Genomic DNA, 15,500 nt, shown 5'->3' with positions numbered 1-15,500 from the left:
GTCAGGTGTCGAAAGTCAGTTTGACACATTGAATATGGTTGTCTCTTGGCCCCCGTCACTTCGGCTGAACACGACATCGTACGGGTCGGACTGCTGGCCGTTGTTCCCGGTTGTAGCGCCATCGATATTGATTTCCACTTGCGTACTACTCGTAACCGTACCGCCTGGAGTGTACTCCACAACTGCATTCTCATCGTCTCGCGTGGTGAACTGCGCCGACCCACCGCCGCTATCGACTGATATGGTCGACCCCTGGTAATCGACCTGATACTGGTTCGTGTTCGGTCCCGTCGAATCCTGTGCGTCCGACAGATCGATCGTGACGGTCTCATTTGCCGGGAGGTCCTGATCGGGGGTGAACGTGAGGGTCTGTTCAGCGTCGTTCGTCTGCTGGGTATCCATGTCGCTCGCCGAAACGCTACTGAACCCGGGCGCCGGCCCGCTATCGACGGTGACGGTGACAGTCGTCGTCCGGCTGTTCCCGTTCGCATCCGTCCCGGTAATCTCGATATCGTGGTCGCCGGTCGACCAGTCGTCCGTCGTACTTCCACTGACCGTCGTCTCCACGTCCTCGATGGCCTGGTCGAACTGGCCGTCAGCGGCGGAGAAGTCACCGCTGTCGCCCGAAATGGTATCTGACCAAGTGGCCTCGAAGATGTCGCTCCCGCCGCGACCGCTGGTGTCGTCGAACGTCGCCGAGAGGTCGAACTCCTGACTCTGTACTATCGTGTTCGGCTCCGCCTCGGCGTTCGAGACGGCCGGCGGCGTCCCATCGCCGCCCCCACCGCTTCCGCCGCCACTCGACTGCGCGGTCAGTGACTGCTCGACCAGTTCGTAGTCCTCCACGGTCCCGCTCCCGTCCACGTCGGAGATATTGAACACCAGATCCTCCGTTCCGGTCGCGCCCGCTTGCGCGTCGAAGGCGAACGAGACCCGACCGTCGCTGTCGGTCGTCTTCGTCGTGTTACCGGCGGCGAACGCCCCGATATCGTCCGGCGAGTTCGTCGCGTTGGCGGTCACGTCGACCCCGCTGACCGGGTTGTTCAACTCGTCGCGAACCTCCATGACGTACTCGACTGTCCCGCCCTCGTCGACGTTGGCCGGGCTCTGGACGTCCGTGATGTACGCCGCGCCGGGGCTCGTCACGCCGCTCCCGACGCCGACCCGGGCCAGCCGGAGGTCGTACTGGACGCCCTTCTCGAAGGTGAGCGTCACCGTCGCCGGGCTGGTGCTGTCGTCGTAGCTGATGTTGGTGAGGAACTGCTCGTCTCCGTCCGTCGACACGTTGACGCCGGTGTTGTCGCCGTCGAGTTGGTCGCTCAGCAGCGCCTCCCATTCGCTCTCCGCGAGCGTCGTCGGAATCGTCACGTTCAGTGGTCCACTCCCTCCGCGGACCGGAATCGGTTCTCGCGACGCGCTGACGCCTTTGAACTCCAGGGATCCCGATCCGGTCGCCGTCGTCCCGACGTTCCCCGTGAGCGTCACGAGGCTGATCCGGCGTCCGTTCACGATGCTCTGTCCGGTCAGCGTCCGGTCCGGCGCTCCATCACCGCTATTGAACACGACCGAACTCTCGTACACCGTATCCGGGGCAGTGTAGAGGTTGTAGTTCGGCCGGTACACCAGTCGGTCGTCAGGTTGGATGCGCTCGCGTCCCAGAACTGTCTCGTCTCCTCGTCAGTCGGCTCGATACCGCTGAACGAGACATTACCCAGCGACTCGGTCCGCAGCGAGCCGGACGGTGGACCCGGATTGACGAACACCGTCCGACTGGGGTACTGCGGCGCCAACTGAACGGAGGTCGTCAGGTCGGTCCCCGTGACCGACGTCTGGAACACCGTGTTCCGGACGATCTTCATCTCCTCCTGTGCCTGCTGGTTGTGCTTGAACTCGATCTCGCCGTTCTGGTCCGGAACGACGAACACCTGGTAGAGCGAGAGGTTGATGATGAGGATGGCGAACAGCAGCAGCGCCCCCAGTTGGATGGCCTGGGCACGGTCGCCGCTTCCCCGGACGGGACGCATTATTCGTTATACGTATCCCAGCCGGGCATAAGTATCTGCGGACTCGCGCGCGTCCGGACCAGCTATTACTGTCTTCTACGGCATAGGATCGTAGAGCTGCCGCCGTTATTATATCATCTCTACCTCTCATCTGTTTTCACTCGTCACAGATGAGCAATAGTGGCATTCCGATGGTAATCCGGGAGACGGTCGATGGGACGTCGACGGAACGGGCGGTTGCCGGACATCGGGCCGCCTCGGGGTGCGCCCGGGGCGCCGTCCGTACCGATGGACGGCGAGGGCTGGCCGTCCCGATGAGCCAACCGGATACCGTCGCACGGGTCGAAACGGGTGATGCTCCCGTGCCGGTCGCGGGAGACGACCCCGTGGCCCCGTCGTGTCGGCCCCGGAGCGTGACACGGTCGCACCCGTCGCGTCGACCGGCCGCCCGTGCCCCCGCCGGGCGACCGACGCGCGTTACTCCTCCTCCTCGACGACCTCGGGGTCCCGCATCGCCGTCTGGAGGCTGTCCAGCCCGTTAACCCACTCGGCGACGTAGCCGAACTCCAGGTCCTCGACGACCTCGCGGTCCAGCGAGTCGCCGTCGATGACCAGCGTGCCGGCCTGCGCGCAGAAGCCGACCGCGCTGTCGAGGTCCTCCTCGGCCTCGGCGTCGACGGCGGCGCTGATGTAGTCGGCGACGCTGCCGTCCTCGGCGGGGCCCTCGGCGACGTACTCCTCGGCGGCGTAGAAGACGGGGACCAGCGCGGTCTGGACGCTCTCGACCAGCATCGCCGCGTCCTCGTCGTCCATCTCGACCTCCGGGAGGACGATCTCCCGGATGTTGGCGAGCTCCTCCATGGCGCGCTCCTGCCCCAGCTCCCCGTCCGTGTGCCCCGCGATGACCTTCGCCACCGCGATGGCGGTGTCGTCCTGCAGGTTCAGCAGGAGCCGTCCGGCGTCCTCGTCCTCGGGGTCCAGGTCCTCCTCCTCGACCCGTTCCAACCAGTTCTGCCAGCGCTCCGCCGTGTAGTACTCGTCCGGGGGCGTGCTCATGTCTCGGGTGTACGCGCGACCGGGGTTAGGGCTTTCCCTCGGGCGGCCACCGGAGGAATCCGTCACACGGACACGGCGGCGCCCTGAGGCCGTCTGCGTCCAACTCACGGCCCGAATCCGGTTCCGGGGGCCGCGGCGGCTCGCAGGTCACGACGGCGGGGGCGGTCACCCCTCCAGCGTCGCCTCCGTGTCGATACCGTAGACTCGGGCCGGCGTCCCGACGTGGACCGTCCGGACCGCGTCCTCGTGGCCCGTCTCCAGCAGCCACCGGGTCCGCCGCGGCACCGTCTTCGGCCCGAGCACCGCGCCCGGTCGGTCCGGGTCGTCGATGAAGTCCGTCTCGAGCATGAACGGGCGACCCTGCTCGATGGCCCCCTCGATCTTCGGCTTCTTCGCGAGGACGCTCGGCACCGGCCCGACGGTCCGGCTCCCGGCGAAGTGCTTGACGACCTGCTCGCGGGGGAGCCCCCGCTCCTCGGCCCAGTCGGCGATGTCGCCGAACGCCTCGCCGCCCTCCGTGTGGAGCTGGACGGCGCAGTCGGCCTCGGCGCCGACCGCGAAGGCGTGGCGCATCACCGCGTTCGAGGCCGTCCACACCGCCTCGTCCACGTCGTAATGCGGGCGGCCGGACTTGATGGCGAGCGCCGGCCCGTCGTCGACGTACTCGGCGGCGACCTCGAGGCCGGCGCACATCAGGTCCCGGGCCTCCTCGGGAGTGTAGCCGCGGTCGACGAGCCGTGAGATCAGCGCCGGATGGACCCCGAGCACGGGCCACGCCCGGCCGTCCAGCACCTCGGTGGCGCGCTCGACCGCCTCGACGGTCAGGTCGAACCCCTCGCGGAAGTCCGCCGCCGCGTCCACCTCGACACCGAGGCTCCAGGAGGGCTTGTTCAGCACGAGCAGGTGGGTCCCGCCCGCGTCGGCGAACGTCTCGACGGCCGCCGTGTCCTGCCCGTTCACGGGGTCCAGATGGAGATGGTCGTCCAGTATCGGCCCCTCGTAGTCCATACACACGGTCGGAGCGCCGGCGCGAAAAGCGTCCGGGATACGACCCGGCGGTCGCGCCCGTCGCGCGCCACCGAGGTCGCCCCTTCATAACGTCCCCGTCCCAACGCGGGGGTATGAGCGAGCGCAAGGAGTTCAGGGACCTGGCGACGCCGGCGGAGGCGACGGCCGCCATCGAGGACCTGGACCTCACCCCCGACCCCGAGACCGTGCCGCTCCGCGAGGCACGGGGGCGCGTCCTCGGCGCCCGCATCGACGCCGCCATCGACGTCCCGGGCTTCGACCGGGCCTCCGTCGACGGGTACGCCGTCCGAGCGGCGGACACCGTCGGCGCCGACGAGGCCGACCCCGTCGAACTCGACCTGGTCGGCGAGGTCCACGCCGGCGAGGCCCCCGACGTGACCGTCCCTGCGGGCGGCTGCGCGGAGATATCGACCGGCGCGGTGCTCCCCGAGGGCGCCGACGCGGTGGTGATGGTCGAGCGGACGGACAGCGTGTCGGGCGGCGACGCCGCGAGCGACCGAACCGTCCGCGTCCGAACGTCGCTCGCGCCCGGGGACCGCGTGATGTTCGCGGGCGCGGACGTGGCCGCCGGCGAGCGCGCGCTGGGCCCGGGGACGGAGCTCGGTCCCCGGGAGATCGGCCTGCTGGCCGCGCTCGGCGTCGACGAGGTGCCCGTGCGCGGGCGCCCCGTGGTCGGTATCGTCTCGACCGGCGAGGAACTGGTCCGGCCCGGCGGCGACCTCGACAGCGGGGCCGGCCAGATCTACGACGTGAACTCCTACACCACCGCCACGGCGGTCGAGGCGGCCGGCGGCGAGGCGCGACTCTACCCCCACGCCGGCGACGACTACGACGCCATGGAGCGCGTGCTCCGGGAGGCGGCCACGGAGTGCGACCTCGTCCTCTCCTCGGGCTCGACCTCGGCCTCGGCGGTCGACGTCATCTACCGGGTCATCGAGGAGCGCGGCGAGCTGCTGCTCCACGGCGTCGCGGTCAAGCCCGGCAAGCCGATGCTGGTCGGACGGCTGGTCGGGTCCGAACGGGGTTCGGACGCGTCGTCGGACGAGGGCAGCGAGTCCGACGGAGGGTGTGCCTACGTCGGACTCCCGGGCTACCCGGTCTCGGCGCTGACCATCTTCCGCACGTTCGTCGCCCCCGCCATCCGCGACGCGGCCGGGCTCCCCGAGGCTCGGACGGCCACCATGGAGGGGACGATGGCCGTCGCCGAGCGGTACGCCGAGGGTCGGCTCCGCTACATGCCCGCCGGCCTCGTGACCGACGGCGGCGGCCGGACGCTGGTCTACCCGGTGGACAAGGGCAGTGGCGCGACGACCTCGCTCGTGGAGGCCGACGGCGTAGTCGCGGTCGACCCCGACGTGGAGTACCTCGACGCCGGCGAGTCCGTCACCGTCCAGCTGTTCTCGCCGGACGTGCGCCCGCCCACCCTGTTCGGCGTCGGCGAGGACGACCCGCTGCTGTCGACGCTGCTGGACCGAGTGGCGCGGGGGCCACGCCCGGCGAGCGGGGAGCGAGGCGACCCGCGAGCGACGGTGTCGACGACCCACCGGCCGCGCTACCTCGGCGTCGGCTCGCGTGAGGGGCTCCGCCGGCTCCGCGACGACGTCCCCGACGTCGCCGTGACCAGCGCCCCGGGACCCGTCGAGGTCGACCACGAGCCGGTGGGGGCCTGGACGCGCGAGTGGGGGCTGGTCGTCCCGGCGGGCAACCCCGAGGGGGTCGACGGGCTGGCCGACCTCGCCGACCGCGACCTCCGCTTCGTCAACCGGACGACGGCCTCGGGGCTGCGCACGTCGCTGGGCAACGCGGTGGCCGACCTCGCCGCCGAGCGCGGCGTCGACCGCCACGACGTCGTCGACGCCATCGACGGGTTCGACGCCGGGACGCGGGCCCACGAGAGTCCCGCCCGGCGCGTCCTCGCCGGCAGGGCCGACGCCGGACTCGGCCTGCGGGCGACGGCCGCCGACCTCGACGCCGGCTTCGTGCCGGTCGGCGAGGAGACGGTCCACGTCCTCGCGAACCCGGACCGCGTCGAGAAGCCGGGCGTGAACGCCCTCGAACGGGCCATCGCGGAGGCCGACGCGGCCATCGCGGAGCTGCCGGGCTACGGGCGACCCTGACTCAACGCTCGTCTGCCTCCCGCTCCGACCCGTCCACCCGGAGCCGCTCGGGATGCTCCAGCAGTCCGTTGCCGCGCCGCAGGATGCCCCGCAGCGTCCGCACCTCGCGGCCCGTCGGGTGGGCGCGCCCGAGCACGCGCCGGAGTAGTCGCCGGGCCTTCGGCCGCTTCTCCGCTGGGTGGTTGGCGTTGCGGAGGTAGCGCGCGAACTCCTCGTGGAGCCCCTCGATCTCGGCCTCGGCGGCCCGCTCGATGGGGCCGTCGGGGAGTTGGGTCGTCTCGACGGTCAGGTCGCGGAGTTCGTAGAGGACCACCGTCGCGGCCTGCCCCAGGTTCAGCACGGGGTAGTCCTCGCTGGCCGGGATGGCACAGACCTCGTCCAGCCGGCCGAGTTCCTCGTTCGTCAGGCCGACGCGCTCGCGGCCGAAGACGACGCAGGTGTCGGCCTCGACCTCGCCGAGCGAGGCCGCGAGGTCGGCCGGCGTCCGGAACGGGTAGCGGACGTGCCGGCGGGCGTCCTCGCCGGTGACGGCGGTACAGCCGACCGTGTGGTAACGCCCGACGAGGTGGTCGAACGTGACCTCGCGGGCGTTCGGGAGCACGTCCTCGCGGGCGTGGCCGGCCATCCCGTACGCCTCGCCCTCGGGGTCGAGCTCCGGCGGGTCCACGAGGAGGAGCTCCGAGAGGCCGAAGTTCTTCATCGCCCGTGCGATGGTCCCGACGTTGCCCGGGGTCTCGGCGTCGACGACGGCGACGCTGATGTCGGGGGACACGCCCGGGGATAGCGGACGGGGGTGCAAAAGGGTCGCGTCGCCGGCGCGTCCGGGCCCCTCGCGCGGCCCGCTCAGCTCCCCCGTATCCCGTCGAGGGCCGGCGAGCGCGACGGAAGGGCGTCGATGGTGTCGTCCGGTTCCCGATACGGGACCTCGTCCGCCGACTCGACCCACACCGTCCTCATCCCGAAGCAGTGCGCCATCAGCAGGGCCTCGTCGTCGCGGTTGTCACCCTCACCGTCGCAGGTACAGCACGCCCCCGCACAGCGAAGCGAGGGCCCCGAAGGCCGCCAGGACGGCGAACAGCGCGGTGTCGGTGGCGTACGTGAGGACGCCCCCCGCGACGGCGCCGCCCAGCGCGCCGACGCCGAACACGCCGAGGTAGGTGTAGCCGTAGGAGAGCCCCCGCGTCCCGGCGGGGCTGTACTCGGCGACGGTCGCCTGGTAGAACGGCTGGACGACGAACAGGGAGAAGCCGACGAGCGCGCCCATGACCACGAGCGGGACGACCCCCAGCGTCGCGACGGGGAGGAAGAGGACGGCCAGCACCGCGAGCGTGCCGTAGCCGCCGGCCAACCCCAGTTCCACCGGCACCAGATCGGTCAGGCGGCCGCCGGCGTACTGGCCGGCGACGCCGATCATCAGGAGGCCGACGTAGAAGTACCGCTCCGGTTCGAGCTCGCGCCCGGCGAACTCGACCGGGGCCAGCGACGGGAACTGCCCGAGGACCTCCGGCAAGAAGGTGAGCAGGCCGCGGTAGTAGAGCCCCGACAGCATGACCGCGGCGAAGACGAGGACGAAGGAGCCGGTGAAGAGGAGCCGCGAGTCCGTCAGGAACTCCCCGAGCGAGGAGACCGACCCGGAGGCCCGGGCGTCGGCCGCATCGTCGTCGCCGTCGTCCGGCCCCCCGTCGGTCGCCGTCTCCGGGACGGCGGCGGTCTCGTCCACGTCGATGCGGGCGGTCGCCACGGCCGCGACGAGCGCCGGGACCGCGAGCAGCCCGACCACGACCCGCCAGTCGCCGAGCGCGAACAGCAGGACGGCGGTCACCAGCGGGCCCACCGCGATGCCGAGGTTGCCCGCGACGCCGTGGTAGGCGAACGCCGACCCGCGGGCCTCGACGCCCTTGGAGATGAGCGCTAGCCCGGACGGGTGGTAGACGGAGGCAGCGACGCCCCAGGCGAACAGCGCGAACGCGACGGCCAACAGCGACGGCGAGACCGCCAGCAGCAGGAAGGCGGCACCCATCCCCACCAGACAGCCGAGGATGAGCCGACGGGAGCCGTAGGCGTCCGCCAGCACGCCGCCCGGGAGCGCGCCCAGGCCGAACGGGGCGTAGCCGACGGTGAGGACGACGCCCATCACGAAGCCCGTGACGGCGATGGTCGCAGTCGGGAGCCCGAGCGCCGTGAACTCCGCCTGCCAGACCGGGAGCAGGAGCGGGAGCGAGAGCTCGTACGTGTGCACCATCGCGTGGGCGACCATCACCAGTCCGGTGATGGCCCGGTCGTTCCGGTTCACGTCAGCTACCTCCGGCGCCCCGGGTTTCAACACGTCGCTTCGCGGGACGCCGGCGCGCACCGTAGCGCGGTTGCGGCGGTAGAACGGGCCGAGAGGACGGGCGGCCCCGGCCGCAAACGCCAAGCGACCGCCGCGAGAACCGTCGTCCATGACCGATACGGAGGTACTGTTCCTGCGGAGCGACGAGCTGTCGGGACTGGCGACGTTCCCGGACTACATCGACGCCGTCCGGGAGGGGTACCGCGAGGTCGGCGACGGGGCCCCCGCCGAGCCCCGGACGAAGCTCGTCAACGAGTCCCCGCCGGGGATGCTGACGGGCTACATGGCCGTCCTCCCCGAGACCGGCGCGATGGGTGGGTACACCTACGCCGCCGGGTTCGGCGACCGCGACGCGCACTTCCTCCTACCCCTGTTCGACGCCGAGAGCGGGCGCCCGGTGGCGCTGCTCGACGGGGCGTCGCTCAACCCGTTCAAGACCGGCGCGGCGGGCGGCGTGGCGGCCGACGAGCTGGCGCGACCGGACGCCACGGACCTCGCGCTGTTCGGGTCCGGGGCGCAGGCCCGCGGGCAGCTCCGTGCGGCCGCGGCCGTCCGCGACATAGAGACGGTGGAGGTCTACTCCCCGACCAAGGAGCACCGCGAGAGCTTCGCCGCGGAGATGAACGGGGCGCTCGACGCCTCGGTCGCGGCCGTCGCCTCCCCGGACGCCGCCGTCGAGGGGGCCGACATCGTCGTCACGGCGACGAACGCCGGCGAGCCCGTCTTCGACGGTGAGATGCTGGACCCCGGCACCCACGTCACGGTGATGGGCCAGTACGACGCGGGCAAGCGCGAGGTCGACGCGACGACGGTCGAACGTGCGACCTACGTCCCGGACCTCCGGGCGCGGGCACATCAGGACGCCGGCGCCTTCCTGGCCGCCGTGGAGGCGGGCGCCGTCGACGAGGCCCACATCCACGCCGAACTCGGCGAGGTCGTCGCCGGCGTGGCCGACGGGCGGACCGACCGCGAGGAGATCACGGTGTTCGACTCCGGCGGGACCGGTATCGAGACGGTCGCCGCCGCACAGATGCTCTACGAGCGGGCCGAAGCGCAGGGGCTGGGCGAGACCATCGGTTTCGCACCGGCGAGCGAGGCGCTCACCGGCGAGTAGACCGAGAACGGCCGGGGCCGGTGTGGCACGCGGACGACCCCGGCAGCGGGGTGCTCAGTCGGTCTCGGTGGCCCCGCCGGAATCCCCTCCGTGTCCGGGGGTGGACCGGTGGGGGGACGTGTCCTGAACGACGGCGGACGGCCACCGTGGCTCGTCGACGAACCGGGCCGCGGTTCGCGCGACGAGGGAGGAGAGCGCGACGAGCGACAACGGGAGGAGCGTCGCTGCGGCCACCGCATCGATGAGGGCCGGCGCGACGAGCGCCAGCAGCCCCAGCCAGCCGGCGACGAACAGGACGGTGCCGCCCAGTAGCAGGCGGCGCGTGCGGAGGGGTTCCATCGGGACCATCGGGGAGCGTTCCCCGCATCCGTCGGTAGGGCCCGGGGACGGAAAGGTGTAATCTGAAATACATTTCTGTCGGCGAGGTTACTGAAACTCGCTTCACCAGTCCCCCCGGGTCAGAGGTACGGCGCCAGTCCGAGTGCCTGCACGAGCGGCACTCCGGCCGCGAGCGCCCCGGCGAGGTAGCCCCCGATGGCGCCGCCGTTGAGCAGCGGCAGGCCGGCGTGGGCCCGGCCCTGCATGACGAAGTACATCAGGGCGAGCAGTCCGAGGTTGGTGCCGAGCATCGCCGTCAGCGCGGGCAGCGTGAGCGCGAGTCCCGGGACGAGCGAGGAGACCCCGACCGGGGCGAAGAAGCCCGCCGAGGCCACGAGGACGGCGGGCATCACGGCGTCCCCGAGGCCGATGAAGAAGGCGTCGCGGGGGCCGTCGTCCCCCTCGTCGGCGTCACCGGCATCCGACGCACCACTCCCGTCGGTCAGGGCCTCCTCCGCCTCGACGTCGTCGGCGTCGGCGGCGCCCGAATCCGCGTCACTCCCGCCGGCCGCCGGCGCGGCGTCGAGGAAGGAGTACGAGAACGACAGCGGGACGACGAGTACCACGGGCACCTTCAGGTCCATCACGCCCTCCGCGAGCGCGAGCATGTGTTCGGTCCCGTAGACGCTGATGGCGTCGTAGACGGCCAGCACGACCAGCAGCACGAGTGCCGGGAGGACACCGAAGTTGACGCCGAACAGGCCCGCCGCGCCGGCGCCCATCACCACCCCGGCGGCGTCGATGACGTACCACTCCGGGTGGACCCAGAGCGCGACCGTGACGAGCGCCGCCAGCACGACCGCCGGCGTGAACGCCGCCACCCCGGCGACGGGGAGGGTCGGCACCAGCACGGCGAAGACGTAGAAGGAGAGGTAGCCCGAGGAGCCGACCAGCACCGCCCGGATGACCCGGTCGCCGCCGTACCGGAACGCCCCCAGCATCACCACCGTCGCGACGAGGATGGCGCCGATGTACAGCAGGCTGTTGGTCGGGTCCGAGGGGTCCTCCACGTCCTGGAACCCGGCGGTCTTGAACGGCTCCACCAGCGCGAGCGCGCCGACCTGCACGAGGACGAAGATGCCCACGATGGCGGCCACCGCGGCGTACCGCCGGTCCACGTTCATACCGGCCGTGGGGGAGGGCAGCGCTTGGGCGTTGCGCTCTCGACGACGCCGGGAGACGGCCCCCGAGAGTTATGATCCCCCGCCCGCAACCTGGGAGCATGAGTACCGACGCCGACGCGGGCGACGCGACCGAAGCCGACACGACTGGACCGACCATCACCCTCTACCGGCTGGAGGGCTGCCCGTTCTGCGAGTTCGTCGTCGACCGACTGGACGAGCTCGATCTCGACTACGACAGCGTCTGGGTCGAGGGACTCCACTCCCGGCGCAACGAGGTCAACCGCGTCTCCGGACAGCGCCAGGTCCCGGTCATCGTCGACGACGCGACCGGCGTCACGATGAGCCAGTCCTCGCGCATCCTGGAGTACCTCGACGCGACCTACGCCGACGAGCCCGTCACCGTCGGTCCGGACCCCGTGACGGAGGCGGACTGACCGGGGCCCGGCTCAGTCGTCGGACTGCGCCTCCGCGATCTCCTCGTCGGTGATGTCGTGCGGATCCCGCCCCGGGTCCGCGACGTTGGGGGCGCCCAGCGCGAGGACCGTCCCCGTCTCGCTCACACAGCGGTGGCCGTGGCCGATCATCGGCCCCGCTGCCCAGAATGCCCCCGGACCGACCTCGCGGAACTCCGTCTCCCCCGACGGCCCGAGCTTCAGCGAGAACTCCCCCTCCAGCACGTAGAACAGCTCCTCCTGCTGGCCGTGGGCGTGATAGCCGATCTCCTCACCCTCCTCGAAGTGCCAGACCTTGCAGAGCATCTCCTCTAACCCTAGCGCGGAGTCGATGGACTGCATATCCAGGTCCGGGGGAATCTCCTCGACCTCCGAGAGGTCGGTCACCGCGACATCGTCCGTCTCGACGACGTTGTACTCCATGACGGTCGGCCGGACGGGCGGTCTCGACAAAACCGTTTGGGGCCGCTGCATCCGCGGTCGCTCGCGGTGGTAGGTACGGCGGGGGGCCCAGGGTCCGGACGGGAGGCTGTGCCGAGAGCTCCCCCCTCTGGAGGGGACTGCTGACCGCGTCACCGGGTCCGACGATGACCCCGTCGACTGCGTCGCTACGGGTATCGGTCGGTCGGACGCGGCACGCGACGGATGTCACTCCGTGTCGGCGTGGCGCGCGAAAGAATGGAACCGCAAGTGGTTCGAGAACCCGTGAGGGTTCCGCTCGTCAGTCGCGACGTCGGAGCGCGATGAGCGCGGCGCCGATGAGCGCGATCAGCGAGACGACCAGGCCGAAGCCGGGCTGTCCGCTGGTCTCGGTCGGGGTCGGCGTCGGGTCATCGGGCTCGGGCGTCGCCGTCGGCGTCGGGGTCGCCGTCGGCGTCGGGGTCGGCTCGCTCGGGACGCTTATCTGCGCGCCGTCGAGCACGATTTCGTTGTTAGCGTTGAAGTACGGCGCGTCCTCCGCGCCCTCGCTGCTAACGAAGTCGTAGACCTCGTTGCCGTTGGTGTCGCGATGCGGCATCGCGAAGAACTGGCCGCCTTCCTCGATCGGGTCGTCCAGCGTGATCTCGATGCTGGAGGTCCGACCGGGATCGAAGTACTCGGACGTCCCTCGGACGGACCCGAGCGGGTCGTCAGCGACCGTGTCGTCGTGGATGGTCACGAAGCCGCCGTCCGGCAGCTGCGCGTTCTGGACCTCCACGACCTCACCTTCGGTCTGCTGGTCGTTGAACGTGACCGAGGGTGCGCGCTCGACCGTGATGGTCGCTCCAACGAGCACGATGTTACCCTCGGCGTCCGTGTAGGGGCCGTCGTCGGCGCCCTCGGACGTGACGAAGTCGTAGGTCTCGTCGCCGTCCGTGTCGAGGTGCGGCATGGCGAAGAACGTGTCGCCGGACTCGCTACGAGCGATGGGCTCGTCGAGTTCGACGGTCACGTTCTCCGACGTGCCGGGTGCGAGGAACTCGGACGTTCCTCGGACGGACCCGAGCGGGTCACTGCCGACCGTGTTATCGTGAATCGTCACGAAGCCACCGTCGGAGAGGGAGGCACTCGCGACGTTCACGCTGGTCGCCTGACCGCTGAAGCTCTGGTTGTTGAACGTCACGGTCGCGACCTGACCTCGCACGCGGCCGGGCGTCTCGGCGTCGTCCTCGAAGCCCTGACCGGTGATGGTCGCCGTGAAGTTCTGGCCGTCCGGATACTGCGAGAAGTCCGCAGTGATGTTGAACGTGCCGTTCTGAGTCACTGTGTCGCGGGCCGAGATGAACAGGGACGGCTCGGCGTTAGCCAGCGTGATGTCCAGCTCGGTCCCGGGCGCGACGGTCGTCGTCCCGCTGACGGTCTGCCCCTCAGCGGCGTCGACGACGATCGCGTCGTTGTCGTTTATCTCGAGCTCCCCGGTCGTGTCGAACGTGGCCGATCGCTCGACGACCGTCGAGAGCGTGCTGGTCTCGTCGAGTTCATCAACGTCGGAACCGAACTGGTCGTTCGCGCGCAGTTCGATACTGGCGTTGAACGTGTCACCAGCATCGAGCGAGCGGGTCACGCTCGGGTTGTTAGCGTCGGTCACGTTCAGATTATCCGTGTCGAGGATAATGTAGGCCGTCTGGTTGTCAGCGTCGGAGACGACCCGGAGACCGCCCGCATCCGCGGTCTGGTTGAAGTTGATCCGCTTGATCGGGCGGTTCGCCGTTCGGGAGTCCGACGTCTCGTCGATGATGAAGTCGATCGAGCTCTCGTTGAGCGCGGACGCGTTGACGAACTTCCCGTGGTACTGGAGCCGTTCGCGGCTGCCAGCGCACCGAACAGGCCGGTACCATCGTACTCGTAGATGAGGACGTCCCGCTGTGCGACGTTGTCGGTCGGGTGTACTCCCCGTTCTCCTGTCGCTCGAGGATCTCCTCGAGATCGGTGAGGTCGTTGAACGAGCCGTCGGGCGCTGTCGCCACCGTGATGCTCCGTGCATCGGCCGGCTGGACGCTCAGCGTGCCGAGGTCGGTCTGCTCATCGGTGTCGAACAGGCGGACGGACAGCTCGTAGTTGATCGGGTCGAGCGCCTTGCCCTCGGTGGTGCCGACGACGAGCGACTGACGGTTCACGATGTCGTCATCGTTCTCCGTGTCGAACGCGCTCGCCTCGTTCGGAGTGAGCGTGTTCAGCGTGATGGTGACCGTCCCGTCGTCGTCGGCGTCCTCGAAGGTGACCGTCGAGTTGAAGTTCGACTCGTTCGAGCCGATGACGAGCCGACCGCGGTCGACGTTCTCGAGGTTCATCTCGATACTGGCGACGTCACCGCGCGCCTGGCTGACGATGTTGTTCTCGAAGGTGATCTCGCCACGACCGGGCTCCACGACCCTCACGCTGGCGTCGTCGGACGCAGTGGTGTCCGTCACGTTGAACGTGAAGCTGTAGTTGCCGGTCTCGATGCCGTCGAAGTTGACGGGCGCGACGGCGTCCTGCCCGGCGGTGATGCGGATCCCGTCGTTCGAGGTCTCGCCGTCATCGTCGGTGTCGACGTCGGTCGGATTGACCGCGCTCGGGAAGACCTGGAGCAGGTCCTCGTCGTTCAGCTGCTCCGAACGGACGAAGTGGTCGAAGCTACCGGCACGGTTCGACTCGACGCTGAGGTTGACTCGGGACGTGCCGACTTCGGCGTCGTTGTCCACGGTGTCGTCCTCGAACTCGACGTCGACCGTCTGGATGACGTGTTCGAAGCCGGACTGGTTCCCGCTGGACTGACCGACAAAGAAGAAGTCACCCGCCTGACTGAGGTCCGCGGTGTCGAGGGTGACCTCGCCGGTGGAGTCAGCGGACTCCTCGCGGACGAGCTGGTCGCCGCTGTCCGTCACGCGACGGACGTTGACCGTCTCGCCGGGGTTGAAGTTCGTCCCGACGACGATCTGACCCTGGAACGCGATGTCCTCGAAGTTGGTGTTGTTGTTGCCGTTGGTGGGGACCACCAGGTCGGCGTCCGCGGACGCGTCGTTCTGGATGAAGACCGTGTCGAAGGTCTGGTCGATGTTGTCACCGTTGGTGTCCTCGAAGACGAACCGAACCGGGAGGTTCGTGTCGGAGCTGACATCGGGGTAGTCGATGCCCGTGTCAACGCCCACTTCGAGCGGGAGCGAGTCATCGCTGCCGTCGTCGGCCAGCTCGAACTGGAGCGTGTCCTGCACGCCGTCGCCGTCGGGGCCGTCGACCAGCGAGATACTCTGAGCGACTCCATCAGGGTCGTTCGTCACGGCACTGTTGGCGCTCAGATTGTTCTCGTACCGGTCGGGGAACACCAGCGACACCGTGTCGGAGTTCCCGTCCTCGGAGTATGTCGATACTTCGAACGTTATCTGTTGATTACTCTCCGTCGTCTCTTCGTCTACTGTGCCCGGACTGACGTTGC

At 69.7% G+C, this 15,500-nt stretch carries 15 protein-coding genes; 3 read left to right on the top strand and 12 right to left on the bottom strand.

The window, feature by feature from the left end; translation table 11 throughout:
- Positions 1–15 precede the first annotated feature (15 nt).
- The 4 genes from DP107_RS05005 to DP107_RS04990 form a co-directional block, all read right to left on the bottom strand.
- Complete coding sequence (locus tag DP107_RS05005) at positions 16–1,623, bottom strand: hypothetical protein (RefSeq protein ID WP_185977179.1); 1,608 nt, start codon at positions 1,621–1,623, stop codon at positions 16–18.
- Complete coding sequence (locus DP107_RS05000) at positions 1,524–2,024, bottom strand: hypothetical protein (RefSeq protein WP_144261048.1); 501 nt, start codon at positions 2,022–2,024, stop codon at positions 1,524–1,526. Before DP107_RS05000 ends, DP107_RS05005 begins: the two co-directional genes overlap by 100 nt.
- Before the next feature lie 456 nt (positions 2,025–2,480).
- Entirely contained in the window at positions 2,481–3,059 is a 579-nt protein-coding gene (locus DP107_RS04995; protein WP_144261047.1) for a DUF2150 family protein, read from the bottom strand.
- A 165-nt stretch (positions 3,060–3,224) separates the two neighbouring features.
- Positions 3,225–4,067 (bottom strand): TatD family hydrolase, encoded by an 843-nt coding sequence (locus DP107_RS04990; protein ID WP_144261046.1) that lies wholly within the window; start codon positions 4,065–4,067, stop codon positions 3,225–3,227.
- A gap of 113 nt (positions 4,068–4,180) precedes the next feature.
- On the opposite strand from DP107_RS04990, the gene DP107_RS04985 reads away from it, so the two are divergent.
- Complete coding sequence (locus DP107_RS04985) at positions 4,181–6,205, top strand: molybdopterin biosynthesis protein (protein ID WP_144261045.1); 2,025 nt, start codon at positions 4,181–4,183, stop codon at positions 6,203–6,205.
- 1 nt (position 6,206) lies between these two features.
- Here the strand turns inward: DP107_RS04985 and DP107_RS04980 are convergent, their stop codons facing one another.
- The 3 genes from DP107_RS04980 to DP107_RS04975 are packed head-to-tail and all read right to left on the bottom strand — an operon-like array spanning position 6,207 to position 8,498.
- On the bottom strand, positions 6,207–7,004 hold the full coding sequence (locus DP107_RS04980; protein ID WP_394348526.1) for an RNA methyltransferase: 798 nt from the start codon (positions 7,002–7,004) through the stop codon (positions 6,207–6,209).
- A 44-nt stretch (positions 7,005–7,048) separates the two neighbouring features.
- Positions 7,049–7,180 carry a hypothetical protein gene (locus DP107_RS21085; protein WP_272949822.1) on the bottom strand — a complete coding sequence of 44 codons (132 nt, stop codon included), beginning with the start codon at positions 7,178–7,180 and terminating at the stop codon, positions 7,049–7,051.
- A gap of 31 nt (positions 7,181–7,211) precedes the next feature.
- Complete coding sequence (locus DP107_RS04975) at positions 7,212–8,498, bottom strand: MFS transporter (protein WP_238330778.1); 1,287 nt, start codon at positions 8,496–8,498, stop codon at positions 7,212–7,214.
- Between the two features lie 148 nt (positions 8,499–8,646).
- Between DP107_RS04975 and DP107_RS04970 the strand changes: the two genes are divergently transcribed.
- On the top strand, positions 8,647–9,651 hold the full coding sequence (locus DP107_RS04970; RefSeq protein WP_144261042.1) for an ornithine cyclodeaminase family protein: 1,005 nt from the start codon (positions 8,647–8,649) through the stop codon (positions 9,649–9,651).
- A gap of 54 nt (positions 9,652–9,705) precedes the next feature.
- Here the strand turns inward: DP107_RS04970 and DP107_RS04965 are convergent, their stop codons facing one another.
- Together DP107_RS04965 and DP107_RS04960 are read right to left on the bottom strand one after the other, a co-directional pair.
- A complete protein-coding gene (locus DP107_RS04965) occupies positions 9,706–9,990 on the bottom strand; it encodes a hypothetical protein (protein WP_144261041.1) in 285 nt (94 codons plus the stop codon).
- Between the two features lie 119 nt (positions 9,991–10,109).
- Positions 10,110–11,153: a presenilin family intramembrane aspartyl protease PSH gene (locus DP107_RS04960; protein WP_144261040.1), complete on the bottom strand. Its 1,044-nt coding sequence runs from the start codon at positions 11,151–11,153 to the stop codon at positions 10,110–10,112.
- Positions 11,154–11,251: 98 nt separating this feature from the next.
- Between DP107_RS04960 and DP107_RS04955 the strand changes: the two genes are divergently transcribed.
- Positions 11,252–11,587, top strand: a complete 336-nt coding sequence (locus DP107_RS04955; RefSeq protein ID WP_144261039.1) for a glutathione S-transferase N-terminal domain-containing protein — start codon at positions 11,252–11,254, stop codon at positions 11,585–11,587.
- A 12-nt stretch (positions 11,588–11,599) separates the two neighbouring features.
- On the opposite strand, the gene DP107_RS04950 is transcribed toward DP107_RS04955, so the two are convergent.
- The 3 genes from DP107_RS04950 to DP107_RS19850 form a co-directional block, all read right to left on the bottom strand.
- Positions 11,600–12,028: a cupin domain-containing protein gene (locus DP107_RS04950; RefSeq protein WP_144261038.1), complete on the bottom strand. Its 429-nt coding sequence runs from the start codon at positions 12,026–12,028 to the stop codon at positions 11,600–11,602.
- Positions 12,029–12,326: 298 nt separating this feature from the next.
- Entirely contained in the window at positions 12,327–13,673 is a 1,347-nt protein-coding gene (locus DP107_RS04945; RefSeq protein WP_185977178.1) for a DUF7282 domain-containing protein, read from the bottom strand.
- A gap of 43 nt (positions 13,674–13,716) precedes the next feature.
- Positions 13,717–15,399 carry a DUF7827 domain-containing protein gene (locus DP107_RS19850; RefSeq protein WP_185977177.1) on the bottom strand — a complete coding sequence of 561 codons (1,683 nt, stop codon included), beginning with the start codon at positions 15,397–15,399 and terminating at the stop codon, positions 13,717–13,719.
- Between the last annotated feature and the right edge of the window lie 101 nt (positions 15,400–15,500).

The sequence above is a fragment of the Haloglomus irregulare genome, assembly GCF_007421925.1.
In the GTDB taxonomy this organism is placed as follows: domain Archaea; phylum Halobacteriota; class Halobacteria; order Halobacteriales; family Haloarculaceae; genus Haloglomus; species Haloglomus irregulare.
The sequence above is the reverse complement of the archived record's forward strand: the minus strand, read 5'-3'. Positions and strand labels throughout refer to the sequence as shown.